Genomic DNA, 14,411 nt, shown 5'->3' on the forward strand with positions numbered 1-14,411 from the left:
GTCAATATTCCGAGAACGGCGCGGCGCCGTGCCGCACCCCGCCTCGGAGCCATAAAGGCTCATCAGGCAGGGGTAATGAGAGCAATCGTTTCAAAGTGGTGCGTTCCAGGGAACGCGTTAATGAGTGCCATCTTTTCTATTCCGTATCCGTGCTGGTTCCAGTATCCCATGTCGCGCGCGAAGGTAGCGGGGTCACATCCCACGTGAACGACCGCCTGGGGTGCAGCGGCCGCCACGGAACGAATCACGTCCTCCCCTGCTCCGGTGCGCGGCGGATCAAGGACTACAGCGCCAGGCTTGGGAAGCTGTGCGGCGACCTGCTCCACCTTCGCGGACTTTATTTCCACCTCGCAGTCTGCCAGACCGGCCTGTTCCCCCGCTGTAGCCGCCGGTGAGTAGTCCACGGAGATAACCTTGCCCTGCACGGCATGGGCCAGTGCGGGAACGAATAGGCCAACGCCACCGTAGAGATCCCAGGCGGTGTGCTCTTGGTACTCGCGGCCCCCGAGCCACTCCGCTATCAGATCGGTATACGCGGCCGGTGCGTGGATGTGGGCCTGCCAGAAGGCGGTAGCAGGAAAGCTAAACGTCCGCCCGTCGACATGCTCGTGCACCTTGCCGCTGCCTTCTACCACCTCACGGATGATCTCCACGCGGCGCCCGCGCGGGGCCTTGCGGGTTTCCACCACGTGGCGGTTGCCCTCGCCATCGAGAACGGCGATAACCTCAGCACCTGGGGTAAACCGGCGCGCGCCCTCTCCAACGAGCCCCTCTGCCAATCCCGGAGCCAGCTGCGTACACGCAGCTTCCGTAATGAGTTCATTGGACCGACGCTGACGGGTTCCGGCGCGCCCTTGCTTATCGACGCCCCACCTCACCCGCGTGCGCCATCCCCGAACCGGCTCTAGGGTGTGCTGCTCAATTTTCAGTTCCTCACCGGTGACAACGCCGGTTCGGCGCAGCTGCTCCGACAAGATCTCTGCCTTGATTCCTGTTTCGGCCGCGGGATCCAGCTCGGCGAAATCACAGCAGCCTGCTCCTTGCGCGGCTGCAGGACAAGACGATGGAACGCGCAACGACCCAGGACTTAGTACACTTTCCAGCTCTGCCTTAATGAACGACTTCTTTACACGGCCGGCCGTAGCTTTTACGACGTCACCAGGAAAAGCGCGAGGAACGAATACCACTCGCCCATCCGGCGCCTGGCCAATTCCTTCCCCGCCGTGCGCCATGCGGTCAATGGTGACCTCAAGACTATCGCCGCGGCTCATCGTTGATTCAGTCATCTTCTGCCTCAGACTTTGGTTCTCGTTCTGCGTTAGTGTGCTCACCTGCGCCCGCCGCTGCGTCAACGGCTGCATCCGCGCGGCGCACCATCCACACGGTCAGCGCCGTAACTAGAAGCGTCAATGGCCACCCCATCAAGATTCGGGTCACCCCTAAGGCCGTGGTTGCATCCGCATCATAAATGGCGCGCTGAACAACAAAACGGGCCAGGAAGATAACCGCCCACCCACCAGTAGCGATGGCATAGGCCCGGCGCGCCTGGGCAACCTTTTGCCACTGCATTTCCTCGCCATTAATCCCCTTCCAGATGACACCCACAGCGGGCCACCGAAAGAGGATTGATAGTACCGCGGCAATACACAGCGCCAACGACATCCAAATGCCGTACAAGAAATACCCTTTGGCATCACCGGTAAACCAGGCGATGGCTGCGCAAAGGGCCACTCCCAGCAGACCCGATATGGCTGGCTGCAGGGTCTCTTTACGGATTACCCTCCAGAGTGCAATAACAACGGCCACGCCGAGCGCCGCCGCCAAGGCTGGTCCCAGCCCAAAGAAGTTATTGACAGGAATCAGCACAATGACCGGCAAGGTGGCCGAGATGAGCCCTGACAAGCCTCCCATTTGCTCCAGCAGGGTGGGTTCGGCAGCAGACTCCTCAGAGTCCAGGTTCTTAGCGTCCGGGGAAGGTTGCGGCGAGGAAGAATGTGTCACGTGGTTTACTGCTTTGCCTAGTTCTTGGAATTAGGTGCAGAGCCCTCATCGGGATTCTGCGGGGACGATCCATTCTCACCCTGGTGTGGGGTACCGCCCAAATCGCGCAAGTGTTGCTCCGCCTCTGCTTCTGCCGCAGGATCAGGGCCGCCCACTCCGTTTTCTGGGTGGTTTTGAGCATTAGCGGCTGCCTGCTGTTCTTGCTGGCGCTGGTCCATAGCCTGCTTGACCTGCTCTACGAGCTGCTCAGGCATGATGACCGGCAAAGCATTTCCCGCCAAGATGGGGTCTTCCCCGCGGTAGACGAAGGTCCGGGCGGCAACCTCGCGGGCCATGTCAGCGAGGTCGGCTTCCATACCGGCCGGCGCGGCCAGGGTCATGCGCAGCATCCAGCGCGGACCATCTGCGCCGATGACGCGGACCTGGCCGTTGTCGTTCTTGCCCACGACCTCGGCACCCCAAGGCCCTGGCTCGGTAGTTACGGTAAGACCGTCGCGGCTCATGCCCTCCTTAATTTCCTCCACGGATTCTGCCCACTGGCCTGGCTTACGCGGGGCAGCAAAGGCTACTGGAGTAATTCGCCCTACCTTGGTCACGATGTGCAGCATTCGTGGGCCTTGTTCACCCATCTCCACCTGTACCTGGGATTCTTTTGGCAGTGGGATGCGCAGGGACCCCAGATCTAATACGCCAATGGAAAAGTCGCTGAAATCGAAGGTCTCGATATCGACGGAGTCGCCATCAAAGGGGCCGGTCTGGCCGTTGATGGCATCATGAGCGAATTCGCGAGGTTCATTGCCAGAAGCCGCCGCGGCATCTGCTGCGGTGTCGCCTACTGGAGCATAAGTCTCCTGCGCCTCCGCATCCGCGGAAGTGGGGTCCGCCGGCTTTTCACTTTGTGCTGCAGGCTTGTCCTGAGCCTTCTTTTCTTCCTCGTTTTTCTTGCCAAAGGGCCAGATTCCCATGAGTGCTACGTCCTTTCTAAAAGTTTCGTTGAGTCTCTACTGCTTTAACTACACACCGGTAGAGCCATAGCCACCGGCTCCGCGGACAGTGTCATCCAATTCTTCAACCTCAGCAAACCCCACCAGCTCTACGCGCTGGACCACGAGCTGAGCGATGCGCATTCCGCGTTCGATCTCAATGGGAGTGTGCCGGTCGTGGTTGATGAGGCAGACCTTGATCTCCCCGCGGTAATCGGCATCTACCGTGCCCGGGGTATTGACAATGGAAAGCCCTTGCTTGGCGGCTAGTCCGGAGCGCGGGTGAATTAAGCCGACCGTTCCTAGCGGCAGCGCAATGGCAATCCCGGTGCCGACGAGGGCGCGCTCGCCGGGTTGCAGGGTAAGAGCTTCGGCTGCATAGAGGTCTGCACCGGCGTCACCACGGTGGGCACGGTGCGGTAGTGGAAGCTCCTTATCCAGGCGCTTGACTTTAACGTCCCCAAAGGGGCTTTCTGGCTGAGAATGCGGAATCGAGTCAGTCACCTGGCCAATCCTACCTGCCTTGGGAGGTTCATTCTGCGGCACGTGTGGTCTAGACTGACTAGACGTGTCTGATACATCTGCTACTTCCGCAACTCCGGCACCGTCAAGCGCCGCTTCGGCACAGGGCACGGTGGCCCCTCAGGTGCTCTACCGCGAACGCCAATGGGTCCCTTGGTACTTTTGGCTTTTTGCAGCCGCCATCGTGGGGCTTACTTCCGCTACCGCTGGCCTTAACCGCTCCATGTGGTGGACCATTATTCCCGCGATCCTCCTTGGTGCTATCGCCGTATGGGTACTTATTACCTGGTCCAATACAGTCATCAAGGTAGAGCGGGACCCGGATGGAACGCGTTGGCTCACGGTCAAAGATGCCCAATTGCCTAACGACGTCGTGTCGCGGTCTATCACCGTTCCCAAATCTGCGCGGCGCAATGCGCTAGGTCCGCAGTTCGATCCCGCGGCGTTTTTGGTTTCCCACGCTTGGGTGGATGAGCACGCCATGATGGTGCTCGATGATCCAGAAGATGATACTCCTTATTGGCTCATCGCCTCGAAGGATCCGGAGGCCTTGCTCCACGCCTTTGTTCCGGAGCAGCACTAATCTTTAATGACTTTGCACACCACCAAAATTTTGGTGGTTGCTACAGCAAACCCCGCACTCGGCACGTAGAAGGTTGCCAAGTGCGGGGTTTCGTTTCTGCTGCGTATTCCTTTTAGGCGCAATCCTTGCAGATTGGCTGGCCGTCCTCTTCGTGGGAGTAACGCTTATTGGACTGCACTAGGAAACACGAACCGCAGGTAAACTCATTTTCCTGACGTGGAACTACCTCAACATTAAGCTCCTCGCCCGTGAGGTCTACTGTTGGCGGCTGGAAGGCTTCGACGATTTCTCCGTCATCGTCCATGCCGTTGTTATCGCTCTCAGCGGCTTTGAGTCCTTCTAAGGAATCAGTTTCGAGTTCATCTTCCGCGCGCCGGCGCGGTGCGTCATAATCGGTGGCCATAATGCACGCCCCTAATGGTCAAGTTGCTCTAAGGAATGGTATTTATCGATCGCGCATAGTAAAGCACAAATGGCTAGATGTCATATCACCGCTCGCCGGCGCGGGAAACTATTACCCCCGCAGCACGTCCGTGGCCCTGTGCGCTGCTAAAAGCTCTTCGAATGCGGGGGCCAAATCTGCCCCCGCGGCCCAGGTAAGTTCACCGTCAGCGGAGCCTTTATCAAAGCCTGGATGGCGCACCACCGCACCTGCCTCGCGAGCAATGATTGCCCCGGCAGCGAAGTCCCACGCATTGATGCCGTGCTCAAAGTAGGCATCAACGGTCCCCTCTGCCACCCTGCATAAGTCGAGCGCGGCAGCGCCGATGCGGCGAATATCACGTACATTAGGCAGGAGCTTGGTGAGGAGCTCGGCTTGGGCTGCTCGCCGGTCGACTTCGTAACCAAAGCCGGTCGCCACCAATGCCAACGCAGGATCTTGTGTCTGGCCGCACCGCAGTGCGTGCTCAATTCCGTCTGGTCCGGTGACCGTAGCGCCCTGCCCAGCTGCGGCCGCATAGGTGCGCCCGCGCGCCACGTTGACCACCGCGCCAGCGACGAGGTGACCTTGGTATTCCGCACCAATGGATACGGCGTAGTCCGGCACCCCGTAGAGGAAATTCACGGTGCCATCAATCGGATCGACAATCCAGGTAACGCCACTGGTTGATTCCACATTGGCGCCTTCTTCGCCAAAAATTCCATCCCCGGGGCGTTGGGTGCGAATGGTGGTGGCAATGAACTCCTCTGTCGCGGTATCGACCTCCGTTACTGGATCTACGTCGCTGGACTTGGTGTGGGTATGCGCCGCGATGCCGTCACCTGCGACTAGTTCTGCGCGCCGCGCAGTAATTAATTCCGCAGCCCGGGTGGCGGTAGAAACGGCAAAATCCCGCAATTGGCAAAAATCGATCTGCTCAGTCATGCCAACTATTGTGCCTTCTTCTAGACTGTCGGACATGACTACTCTTTCTGGCCATTCCTTTGGCATCGATATCGGCGGCTCCGGCATTAAAGGCGCTGAGGTGGACCTTGCCACCGGCGAATTCGTGGGCGAGCGTATGAAGATCGCCACCCCACAGCCATCTACCCCGCATGATGTTGCCAAGGTAGTAGCTCAAATCGTGCAGGAAAAGCAGTGGGACGGCCCCGTTGGCATCACCCTGCCTTCCGTGGTTCGCAACCAAGAAGTCGAGACTGCGGCAAATATTTCCAAGGATTGGATTGGCGTCAACGCCACAGAACTCTTTGCGGACTACCTGGATTCGGATTTTGCCGTGCTTAACGACGCCGACGCGGCGGGACTAGCCGAGGTTGCCTACGGAGAGGACATCGCCAAGCACGGCTCCGTAATCTTCCTAACCCTGGGCACCGGTATCGGTTCGGCCTTCTTCCTCGACGGCCAGTTGTTCCCCAATACCGAACTGGGGCACCTGATGGTGGGCGATGACGAGGCTGAGAAAATTGCGTCCTCGGCCGTGAAGGACCGCGAGGAACTCAAGTACAAGCAGTGGACTAAACGACTCAACAAGGTCCTCGCGGAATATGAAAAGCTTTTTAACCCGCAGGCCTTCCTCATTGGGGGTGGGATTTCCCGTAAGTTTGAAAAGTGGGGCCCACACCTTGATATTGAAACCCCCGTCATGCCTGCACAACTGCGCAATCGCGCAGGAATTGTCGGAGCTGCGATGGCGGCGGTAGACGGTTTGAAACCGTAATGTTTACGCACTGCAGGTGACCCTATCCACCGGCAGATTGGAAAGATCCTCTATACTGGGCGGTCGATCCTAAGTTAAATAGCTCTAGGGCGTGTCTGGCCTGCATAAGGCCACAACGCGTTAACATCACACTGATGCACGAGCGCCCAACTAGGGCGCACTGAGCTGTTTCAATCAAGAAGTTAGTCGAAAGGGCGTACGTGGCAGCCACTGAATCTTCAGACCAGGCACTCGGCGAGGGCGAAAACGCCGCTGAGGCATCTACTCCTGCAAAGAAGACCGCCAAGAAGACGGCAAAGAAAACCGCGAAAAAGACGGCTAAGAAGACGGCCAAAAAGACCGCTAAGAAAACAGCCAAGAAGACTGCGAAGAAGACCGCCAAAAAGTCGGCCAAGAAGACCACTAAGAAGTCTGCCAAAAAGGCCACTAAGAAGACGGTCCGCAAATCCGCGGCAAAGAAGCAGGAATCCCCAGCCGAGTCCGACAAGCAGGCACAGCCGGAAGCAGAAGAGGAGCTCGAGGAGGACGAGCACGACGAAGACGTCGACTTCGATCCCACCAATGCGGACATCGAAGACGATGATGACTTCGACGCCGGCGAAGACCTCGAAGAGGACTTGGACGACGACGATGAGGAAGAAGAGGAAGACTCCTCTTCCGTCTGGGACGAGGAAGAGTCCGCTGCGCTGCGTCAGGCACGCAAGGATGCGCAGTTAACCGCCTCTGCTGACTCCGTCCGTGCCTATCTCAAGCAGATTGGTAAGGTCGCCCTACTCAACGCCGAGCAAGAGGTTTCCCTAGCCAAGCGCATCGAGGCTGGCCTGTACGCACAGCACCGCATGGATGAGATGGAGAAGGCCCGCGCCGAAGGCGATAAAGCTGCCAAGCTCTCCCCCATGGAAAAGCGCGACCTGCGCAGCATCGCCCGCGATGGCCGCAAGGCCAAGAACCACCTGCTGGAGGCCAACCTGCGTCTGGTGGTTTCCTTGGCCAAGCGCTACACCGGCCGTGGCATGGCTTTCTTGGACCTCATTCAGGAAGGAAACTTGGGTCTTATCCGCGCGGTGGAGAAGTTCGATTACACCAAGGGCTATAAGTTCTCCACTTACGCCACCTGGTGGATCCGCCAGGCCATTACCCGTGCCATGGCTGACCAGGCTCGTACCATCCGCATCCCAGTTCACATGGTGGAAGTCATCAACAAGCTGGGCCGCATCCAGCGCGAGCTCTTGCAGGACTTGGGCCGCGAGCCTACCCCGCAGGAGCTGGCGAAGGAGATGGATATCACCGAGGAAAAGGTGCTCGAAATCCAGCAATATGCTCGCGAGCCCATTTCCTTGGATCAGACCATCGGTGACGAAGGCGATTCCCAGTTGGGTGACTTCATCGAGGACTCCGAGGCCGTCATTGCGGTCGATGCCGTATCCTTCACCTTGCTACAGGATCAGCTCCAAGACGTGCTGACTACGCTGTCCGAGCGTGAAGCCGGCGTGGTTCGCCTCCGCTTTGGCTTGACCGACGGTATGCCGCGCACTTTAGACGAGATTGGCCAGGTCTACGGAGTTACCCGCGAGCGCATTCGCCAGATCGAGTCCAAGACGATGTCGAAGCTGCGCCACCCCTCTCGTTCGCAGGTTCTGCGCGATTACCTCGACTAATCGCTGCAGCTGCAGGAGCGCAGAAAGCCCGCACCAATTTTTTCGGTGCGGGCTTTCTGCGTAACTACTCTCTAGCCACCGTGAGCTGTTCTACCACTTGCGCAGGTATTCGATGCGCTCGCGCAGCTGCTCGGCATTGCACAGCGCGGTGGGCGGGCCGCCACAGGCCTTGCGCACCTCAGTATGGATAGCACCGTGCGGGCGGCCCGAGCGCTGGGCAGCGATGGAGACTACCGTGTTGAGTTCTTTGCGCAGCTGGCCTAGCTCATCGACGACTCCGGTGTCGCTGGACTCAGACTCCATAGACTTCTTCCGTGAGGCCGGCGCATAGTCCATGCCGTAGAGCTTACGGCGGTGGGCTTCCTCCGCCTCAGCCGCGCGTCGCGCTTTTTCCTCCGCTTCGCGGCGATCCATTTCCTCGGATTGCTTCTTGCGCAGCAAATCTTTTACCTGGTCCGCATCAAGTAGCCCGGGAATGCCAAGGAAGTCCGCTTCCTCATCAGTGGTCATATCCCCAGTATTGAACTGAGAACCGTTGTAGAGCAGTCCCGAAAACTCTGCTTCGGCACCAAGCGACTCATATGACTTCTCCAGCATGTCTGGTTCGGTCTTCTTCTGATTCGCCTGCTCTAGCAGGTCGTCATCCCAACCTTCCTTGTCGGGCTTTTCTTCACCCAAGACGTGGTCGCGGGACTTTTCCATATTTTCCGCCAAGCCCAGCAGCACAGGAACCGATGGAAGGAAAACCGATGCCGTCTCGCCCGGCATGCGCGAGCGCACGAAGCGGCCGATGGCCTGGGCGAAAAAGAGAGGAGTCGACGCCGAGGTAGCATAAACGCCCACCGCAAGGCGCGGGACGTCGACGCCCTCGGACACCATGCGGACCGCCACCATCCACTCATCGGTGGACTCAGAAAATTCCTGAATGCGGTCCGAGGAGCCGGGATCATCAGACAAAATCACCGACACTGGCGTATTAGAAAGCTGTTTGAGGATCTTGGCATACGCGCGTGCGGTCGTCGTATCCGAAGCCAGCACGAGGCCGCCTGCATCCGGCATATTGCGCCGCATTTGCATCAGGCGGGTATGCGCCGCCTGCAGCACCGCAGGAATCCACTCGCCCTTGGGGTCCAAAGCGGTGCGCCACGCTCGGGCGGTTTGCTCCGCATTCATAATGTCGCCCAAACGGGCTGCATGTTCCTCACCGGCCGAATCGCGCCAGCGGGCTTCGCCAGAGTAAGAAAGAAAGACAACGGGGCGCACGACGCCGTCGGCAAGCGCATCGCCATAGCCATAGGTATGGTCCGAGCGGGATACCTTGTGCCCCTCCCCATCGTCCACGTACTGGACGAATGGAATGGGCGAGTCGTCGGAGCGGAAAGGCGTACCGGTCAAAGCCAGGCGGTGATTGACATCATCATAAGCTTCCTTGACGCCATCTCCCCAGCTCTTGGCGTCGCCTGCATGGTGAATCTCGTCAAGGATCACCAAAGTGCGCCGGGCAGAGGCCACAGCGCGGTGCTTAAAGGGGTGCATACCCACCTGCGCGTAAGTCACCACAATGCCGTCCATCGAGGGATTAACGGCGGAGGAATTGCTAAACGCCGGATCTAGGGCCAGACCTACGCGTGCGGCAGCGCTAGACCACTGGGTCTTGAGGTGCTCGGTAGGCACCACCACGATTACGCGCTCGACCGTACGGTCTTCCATGAGCTCGGTGGCAATGCGCAGGGCGAAGGTAGTCTTTCCGGCGCCTGGGGTCGCCACCGCCATGAAGTCTTGCGGCTTAGTGGCGAGGAATTTATCGAGGGCGGATTGCTGCCAGGCGCGAAGGTTAGTCTTCTTAAAAGTCCTCACTTGCGGCGCAGACCCTTATACACACGCTCACAATCGGGGCACACCGGAGAACCCGGCTTTGCCTGCTTGGTCACCGGGAATGTTTCGCCGCACAGCGCAACGACATACTTGCCGTTCACCGCGGAATCGAGGATGTGATCCTTTTTGACGTAGTGGAAGAACTTCGGCGTGTCATTATCCGTCGTCGAAGTGTCTTCACGAATATCTGGCCGTTCAATTGTCTTCGTAGTCGTAGTCACGCACTCCATTTTGCCGCATCGGCATCGAACTTTGCGAGTCAGGCGGCTACCCTTGGAGAACATGTACACGTCATGCACGCCAGCCACTGCGCCCCTCTCCCCTTATCGAGGGAACGCCGACGCGCACGAGGGGAGCCGAATCTAGGTTGTTAGGCAAAAAAGAGCGCTATCTCATCACAGATGCCAAGCTCACGCCTGGCCAGGACCGCAAGCGCCGCGAAATTCAGTACGGAATCTTCCAGTTTTTGCGCGTTCCTTCCCTGCTCATCGCCGGCTTTTTCCTCTATATGCATTGGTGGCTTCTAGCCGCCATCATTGTAGGCGTGACGTTTCCCCTCCCCTGGATAGCAGTGGTGATTGGCAACGGCCGAGGTGAAAAGAAGGATAAGCGCGAGAAAAACGTGTACAAGCCAGCCATGAACCGGCAGCTTTATAACCAAGCCCACGCCCCACAGGTATCCGGCGGCACCGCCCGACCTATTGAGGCACACCACGACATCATCGATCACGAAGAAAAGTAAAGGATTCCTGCTTTCATGACGACCGCTTTTGGCCCCGACTTTGATGCCACCGCGCTAGCCAAGCTGGCCGAAGAGCTTTCCGATGTCTTTACCGCCGCCGGTTTTACTACCGATGGCATAGCCGGGCACCTAGGTCCGGAAGTTACCGAGGCCCTCTTCCGCGGCGAACCCGCACCAGTTACGCTCGCCGCGCACAGCGAATCTCAATTGGATTTATTGATCCGCTTCTTCCTCCTGCATGAACACCTACCGGCGACGCTTTTAGGCGAGGCGGTAGGTGCGCGCCTGGCTACCCAGTTGCTGGATGCCAATGTTGCGCTTGCCGACGCCCATGGCAAGGCCTACATTGCCCTCGATATCCGCCCCCACATCATCGTTGGCGCCAACCGTCTCATCTTCTCCGACGTCGACGCATCCTTGGTCGACCACGTACCCGGCCCAGACCATGTGCTTGGCGTTGGTGCGGCAAGCCTTTCGCTGCTGCAATCCACGCCAGTAAGCCCAGTGGGCAGCGTCTTAGATCTAGGCACTGGCTCAGGCGTTCAATTGCTGGGGCAGCTCGATTGCGCTGAAAAGATTACCGCCACCGACGTGCATGAGCGTGCATTGGAGTTGGCCGAGGCTACCATTGCCGCTACTGGCGATAGCGAGAAAGTGGAATTGCTGCAAGGTTCGTGGTTTGACCCCGTAGCCGGCCGCCGCTTTGACCGCCTTGTAGCTAACCCACCTTTTGTTGTTGGCCTTCCGGAAGTTGGCCATGTCTACCGCGACTCCGGGTTAAATCTGGACGGTGCTAGCGAGCTGGTTGTCTCTCGTGCCACCGATCACCTAACCCCTGGCGGAACGGCTCACCTTCTGGCCGCTTGGGTACACACCAGCGGCGAGACCTGGCAGCAACGCGTTGCTTCCTGGCTGCCGGACAAAGGAATTGCCGCCTGGATCATTCAGCGCGACGTAGCCGATCCCGCACTCTATGTGTCCACCTGGCTCGAGGATGAATCCCTGGATGTACGCTCCCCTGAAGGACAAGAGCGCTCTCGCGCCTGGCTGGAACATTTCCAGCAACATGAGGTCAATGGCATTGGCTTTGGTTTTGTCGCGATCCAACGGATCGGCGACGATGAACCTGCCGATATCTTGGCCGAAGAAATGCCGCAGACCTTTAGCGACCCACTTGGCCCTGAAGTAGAAGAATACTTTGCCCGTGTGGCGTGGTTGCGCGACCTTGTACCCGGCGAGCTACAGGGAAAGCACTTCCACGTACGCCCAGGGCTGGCACGCGAAGATATCAGTACCCCAGACGGGGAATTAGGCCAGGGCTTTACTCGGGCCGCTCTACGCCTTACTCGCACCGACGGTCCGCGCTGGAGCCACGAAGTAGATGAACACATCGCTGCCATTGTCGCCGGACTCAACCCACAGGGCTTGAACCTGGAAGAAACCATTGGCCTGTATGCAGCGGCACACGGATTCGACGAAGCAGAACTTACTACTGCTGCCCTACCCGCCGTGATCGATATGGTCCGACATGGCCTGCTTATCCCAGCTGATCTCCTCTTAGATACCGATTCTCCGGACCTCAGCTAGATCCACACTGTCCCCCACTCGTTATATAAGGAGAAGTAAACCATGCGCGCAGTTTTGACTCGGGTATCGGAGGCCACAGTAACCGTCGATGGAGAAACCGTGGGTGCCATCGATTGCCCCGAAACCGGTGGCCTTCTCGCTCTAATTGGGGTCTCGCGCGAGGATATGGATGATTGGCGTCCCCGCGCTAAGAAGATGGCACGCAAGATTGCAGAACTGCGCATTCTTGATGGCGAAGTGTCAGTCATTGATGCCGGAGCGCCTGTGCTTGTGGTGAGCCAATTTACTTTGTACGGCCGCACTGCCAAAGGGCGGCGCCCTTCGTGGGCGGATGCCGCTCCAGGCCCCGAAGCCGAACCGGTCATCGCGGCGATTATTACGAACCTCAGGGAACGCGGCGTATCAGTTGAAACAGGCCAATTCGGGGCTAAAATGCGCGTTTCCTCTGTGAACGAAGGACCTTTCACCGTCTTAGTAGAGACCTAGCCCGCACCCTCTATTTCCGCCCCACGAGAACTGAAAATCGTGTTAAGCAGGCCCTTTTACAAACGCTTTCGTGACTTAAACCACTTTTTTAGATTTTGTGTCGAGCAAGCCATAAAGCGCTACGGAATGCAAATCCTCAGAGAGTGATAAATGCCCTACTCGCAGTGCAATAATTTATTATCACTCTGCAAGATTTTGTTCTATACTGAAGGCACAGCGAAGCAAAAGGGCTGGATATGCAGGATGAGAGACAGTTTCTCAAAGTCCTACAAACGCAAAATTGAGTGAGAAAAATTTTCTCAATCATGGTTGCAGAAGCCCAAACGCTTCGGCCGACCAACTAGATGTAGGAAAGAAAATGTCCCACTCAATCAAGCGGCGTAACAAAGCCCAGCACCCAGAAAACCAGGCTGAGATGCCTGAGGACCTCAAGACCTCCAAGGCAGCTCCCTCCTCCAAAGAATCCGCACCAGCCCCTGGCATTGACACTCCGTTTGATGGCCAGAAGGGTGCACCGAAGTGGAATAAGGAAGACACCGTATGGATGCTCTCCCTGTTCGGCACCGCAATCGGCGCCGGCGTCCTCTTCCTCCCCATCAACGCCGGTATCGGCGGCATCATCCCGCTGCTCATCATGACGGTCGTAGCACTGCCCATGACCTACTGGGCTCACCGCGGAATGACCCGCTTGGTACTTTCTAGCTCCAAGCCAGACGGTGACCTCACGGACGTCGTCGAGGAACACTTTGGCAAGAAGGCCGGCGTTCTGATGAACATCCTGTACTTCCTGTCGGTCTACCCCATCCTGCTGGTTTACTCGGTAACCATCACCAACACGGTCAACTCCTTCTTGGAGCACCAGCTCGGAATCACCCCGCCGGACCGCTGGCTTACCTCCCTACTGCTGGTGGGCGGCCTCATCCTAATCGTCCGCATGGGCAAGGACGTCGTAGTTCACGTCATGTCCTACTTGGTCTACCCATTCATCGGCATCCTGGTTCTACTTTCCCTTTACCTCATCCCGAAGTGGAATACCGCGCTCTTTGATTCCTTCGACCTCAACGTTGCTCGCGAGGCTTCTGGCCACAGCATGGGCGTTACCCTGATGCTGCTGGTTCCGGTTATGGTCTTCTCCTTCAACCACTCCCCGATGATTTCCTCCTTCGCCGTTGACCGCCGCCAGACCTACGGTAAGTTCGCCGAGGCCAAGTCCCGCAAGACCTTGCTCCGCGCAGAAATCCTCATGGTCGTCGTGGTCATGTTCTTCGTCTTCTCCTGCGCTCTGAGCCTCTCCCCGGCTGACATGGCAGACGCTAAGGCACAAAACATCACCATCCTGTCCTACCTGGCCAACCACTTCGATAACCCACTTATCCAGTGGATTGCCCCAATCATCGCCATGATTGCAGTTGCTAAGTCCTTCCTCGGCCACTACCTCGGCGCAGCCGAAGGCTTCGAAGGCCTCGTCATCAAGGGCAGCAAGAACGCAAGCAAGGACGACGCAGAGTCTGCCCACAAGCTCGATACCATCACCCTCATCTTCATGCTGGTCACCGCTTGGCTCGTCGCCTGGGCTGACCCATCCATCCTGGGCATGATTGAAACCCTGTGTGGCCCGACGATTGCCATCATGCTCTTCATCATCCCAATGGTCGCCATCCACAAGGTTCCAGCACTGAAGCGCTACAAGGGCAAGGCTTCCAACTACTTCGTCTTCTTCATGGGCCTCGTCGCCCTAGCAACCATCATCTACTCCATCGTCCAGGCCTTCTAGGCACCGCCGCAGACGAGAAAATCGCAGAGGATTCAAGGAAA

General features: G+C 58.1%; 15 protein-coding genes. 7 read left to right on the forward strand and 8 right to left on the reverse strand.

Annotated elements, in window-relative coordinates:
* Positions 1–62: 62 nt before the first annotated feature.
* The 4 genes from QP915_RS03405 to dut are packed head-to-tail and all read right to left on the reverse strand — an operon-like array spanning position 63 to position 3,488.
* Positions 63–1,286: a class I SAM-dependent RNA methyltransferase gene (locus QP915_RS03405; protein WP_284768048.1), complete on the reverse strand. Its 1,224-nt coding sequence runs from the start codon at positions 1,284–1,286 to the stop codon at positions 63–65.
* Positions 1,279–2,001 carry a DUF3159 domain-containing protein gene (locus tag QP915_RS03410; protein WP_502868552.1) on the reverse strand — a complete coding sequence of 241 codons (723 nt, stop codon included), beginning with the start codon at positions 1,999–2,001 and terminating at the stop codon, positions 1,279–1,281. Before QP915_RS03410 ends, QP915_RS03405 begins: the two co-directional genes overlap by 8 nt.
* Before the next feature lie 17 nt (positions 2,002–2,018).
* On the reverse strand, positions 2,019–2,966 hold the full coding sequence (locus QP915_RS03415; RefSeq protein ID WP_284768050.1) for a DUF3710 domain-containing protein: 948 nt from the start codon (positions 2,964–2,966) through the stop codon (positions 2,019–2,021).
* A 48-nt stretch (positions 2,967–3,014) separates the two neighbouring features.
* Entirely contained in the window at positions 3,015–3,488 is a 474-nt protein-coding gene (dut, locus tag QP915_RS03420) for a dUTP diphosphatase (RefSeq protein ID WP_200435696.1), read from the reverse strand.
* A 64-nt stretch (positions 3,489–3,552) separates the two neighbouring features.
* Between dut and QP915_RS03425 the strand changes: the two genes are divergently transcribed.
* Complete coding sequence (locus QP915_RS03425; RefSeq protein WP_049377388.1) at positions 3,553–4,089, forward strand: DUF3093 domain-containing protein; 537 nt, start codon at positions 3,553–3,555, stop codon at positions 4,087–4,089.
* A 112-nt stretch (positions 4,090–4,201) separates the two neighbouring features.
* On the opposite strand, the gene QP915_RS03430 is transcribed toward QP915_RS03425, so the two are convergent.
* On the reverse strand, positions 4,202–4,492 hold the full coding sequence (locus tag QP915_RS03430; protein WP_284765912.1) for a DUF4193 domain-containing protein: 291 nt from the start codon (positions 4,490–4,492) through the stop codon (positions 4,202–4,204).
* Between the two features lie 111 nt (positions 4,493–4,603).
* Positions 4,604–5,491 (reverse strand): inositol monophosphatase family protein, encoded by an 888-nt coding sequence (locus QP915_RS03435; RefSeq protein ID WP_284768051.1) that lies wholly within the window; start codon positions 5,489–5,491, stop codon positions 4,604–4,606.
* On the opposite strand from QP915_RS03435, the gene ppgK reads away from it, so the two are divergent.
* Together ppgK and QP915_RS03445 are read left to right on the forward strand one after the other, a co-directional pair.
* Positions 5,490–6,248: a polyphosphate--glucose phosphotransferase gene (gene ppgK, locus QP915_RS03440; protein WP_284768053.1), complete on the forward strand. Its 759-nt coding sequence runs from the start codon at positions 5,490–5,492 to the stop codon at positions 6,246–6,248. The genes QP915_RS03435 and ppgK overlap by 2 nt on opposite strands.
* A 200-nt stretch (positions 6,249–6,448) precedes the next feature.
* Entirely contained in the window at positions 6,449–7,906 is a 1,458-nt protein-coding gene (locus QP915_RS03445) for an RNA polymerase sigma factor (RefSeq protein ID WP_284768054.1), read from the forward strand.
* A gap of 90 nt (positions 7,907–7,996) precedes the next feature.
* Here QP915_RS03445 and QP915_RS03450 read toward each other — a convergent pair whose 3' ends face one another.
* Both QP915_RS03450 and QP915_RS03455 read right to left on the reverse strand, forming a co-directional pair.
* Positions 7,997–9,763 (reverse strand): DEAD/DEAH box helicase, encoded by a 1,767-nt coding sequence (locus QP915_RS03450; protein WP_225746858.1) that lies wholly within the window; start codon positions 9,761–9,763, stop codon positions 7,997–7,999.
* A complete protein-coding gene (locus tag QP915_RS03455) occupies positions 9,760–10,011 on the reverse strand; it encodes a DUF3039 domain-containing protein (protein WP_005325062.1) in 252 nt (83 codons plus the stop codon). The genes QP915_RS03450 and QP915_RS03455 overlap by 4 nt, the downstream gene beginning before the upstream one ends.
* 137 nt (positions 10,012–10,148) lie before the next feature.
* On the opposite strand from QP915_RS03455, the gene QP915_RS03460 reads away from it, so the two are divergent.
* From QP915_RS03460 to QP915_RS03475, 4 genes are all read left to right on the forward strand, one after another.
* Positions 10,149–10,523, forward strand: coding sequence for a DUF3099 domain-containing protein (locus tag QP915_RS03460; RefSeq protein ID WP_284768057.1), 375 nt, complete (start codon positions 10,149–10,151; stop codon positions 10,521–10,523).
* A gap of 15 nt (positions 10,524–10,538) precedes the next feature.
* Positions 10,539–12,110 (forward strand): DUF7782 domain-containing protein, encoded by a 1,572-nt coding sequence (locus tag QP915_RS03465; RefSeq protein WP_284768058.1) that lies wholly within the window; start codon positions 10,539–10,541, stop codon positions 12,108–12,110.
* Positions 12,111–12,152: 42 nt separating this feature from the next.
* Positions 12,153–12,596, forward strand: a complete 444-nt coding sequence (gene dtd, locus QP915_RS03470) for a D-aminoacyl-tRNA deacylase (RefSeq protein WP_284768059.1) — start codon at positions 12,153–12,155, stop codon at positions 12,594–12,596.
* A 358-nt stretch (positions 12,597–12,954) separates the two neighbouring features.
* Positions 12,955–14,370, forward strand: a complete 1,416-nt coding sequence (locus tag QP915_RS03475; protein WP_225746854.1) for an SLC5/6 family protein — start codon at positions 12,955–12,957, stop codon at positions 14,368–14,370.
* Positions 14,371–14,411 lie beyond the last annotated feature (41 nt).

The organism is Corynebacterium sp. MSK158, assembly GCF_030229085.1.
Classification (GTDB): Bacteria; Actinomycetota; Actinomycetes; order Mycobacteriales; family Mycobacteriaceae; genus Corynebacterium.

What these genes read in the sequence shown, in the direction of transcription:
- QP915_RS03415 (WP_284768050.1), bottom strand. Translation starts at nt 2,966, where the DNA reads ATGGGAATCTGGCCCTTTGGCAAGAAAAACGAGGAAGAAAAGAAGGCT.
- QP915_RS03455 (WP_005325062.1), bottom strand. Translation starts at nt 10,011, where the DNA reads ATGGAGTGCGTGACTACGACTACGAAGACAATTGAACGGCCAGATATT.
- QP915_RS03430 (WP_284765912.1), bottom strand. Translation starts at nt 4,492, where the DNA reads ATGGCCACCGATTATGACGCACCGCGCCGGCGCGCGGAAGATGAACTC.
- QP915_RS03405 (WP_284768048.1), bottom strand. Translation starts at nt 1,286, where the DNA reads ATGACTGAATCAACGATGAGCCGCGGCGATAGTCTTGAGGTCACCATT.
- ppgK (WP_284768053.1), top strand. Translation starts at nt 5,490, where the DNA reads ATGACTACTCTTTCTGGCCATTCCTTTGGCATCGATATCGGCGGCTCC.
- QP915_RS03465 (WP_284768058.1), top strand. Translation starts at nt 10,539, where the DNA reads ATGACGACCGCTTTTGGCCCCGACTTTGATGCCACCGCGCTAGCCAAG.
- dtd (WP_284768059.1), top strand. Translation starts at nt 12,153, where the DNA reads ATGCGCGCAGTTTTGACTCGGGTATCGGAGGCCACAGTAACCGTCGAT.
- QP915_RS03475 (WP_225746854.1), top strand. Translation starts at nt 12,955, where the DNA reads ATGTCCCACTCAATCAAGCGGCGTAACAAAGCCCAGCACCCAGAAAAC.
- QP915_RS03435 (WP_284768051.1), bottom strand. Translation starts at nt 5,491, where the DNA reads ATGTCCGACAGTCTAGAAGAAGGCACAATAGTTGGCATGACTGAGCAG.